Raw genomic sequence first — 863 nt, 5'->3', positions numbered from 1 at the left:
ACGCCTGGCCTACATGCTCGAAGACAGCGGCGTGGGGCTGGTGCTGAGCCACTCGGCCATCGCGCTGCCAGCGGTCGAGCGGATCGACCTGGATGGCTTCGATACGTCGGCGTTTGGCGACCAGAACCCCAACGTAGCGCTGACCGGCGAGCACCTTGCTTATCTGATCTACACCTCCGGTTCTACCGGCAAGCCCAAGGGCGCCGGCAACCGCCATTCGGCGTTGACCAACCGGCTGTGCTGGATGCAGGCCGCTTATCAGCTCACGGCAAATGATTCGGTACTGCAAAAAACCCCGTTCAGCTTCGACGTGTCGGTGTGGGAGTTCTTCTGGCCGTTGATGACCGGCGCTCGGCTGGTGGTCGCGGCGCCCGGCGCGCACCGGGACCCGGCGCAGCTGATCGAGGTGATCCAGGCACAGCAGATCACCACGCTGCACTTCGTGCCGTCGATGCTGCAGGTGTTCCTCCAGGATGAGCAGGTCAGCCGCTGCACTTCACTCAGCCGCATCGTCTGCTCCGGTGAGGCATTACAAGCGGATGCCCAGCAGCAGGTCTTCGCCAAGCTGCCGAAGGCCAGCCTCTACAACCTCTACGGCCCCACCGAAGCGGCCATCGACGTCACCCATTGGACCTGTGTCGACGAAGGCCGTGACAGCGTGCCCATCGGCCAGCCCATCGCCAACCTGGCGTGTTACGTGCTGGATGCGCACCTCGAACCGGTGCCGGTTGGCGTGCTGGGCGAACTGTACCTGGGCGGCGCGGGCCTGGCGCGGGGTTACCACCGCCGGCCCGCCCTCAGTGCCGAGCGTTTCGTTGCCAGCCCGTTCAAGGCCGGGCAGCGGCTGTACCGCACGGGGGACT

The 863-nt window shown here is 65.7% G+C and carries 1 protein-coding gene; it reads left to right on the top strand.

Annotation, left to right across the window (positions count from 1 at the left end):
• Window positions 1-863: AMP-binding protein (locus tag OGL93_RS22140; protein ID WP_263265165.1), on the top strand; the 863-nt coding region annotated here is incomplete at both ends.

This window comes from Pseudomonas sp. RIT-PI-S (genome assembly GCF_025642975.1).
GTDB lineage: Bacteria > Pseudomonadota > Gammaproteobacteria > Pseudomonadales > Pseudomonadaceae > Aquipseudomonas.
Note: the sequence above shows the minus strand (reverse complement) of the source record. Positions and strands in the feature narration are given on the sequence as shown.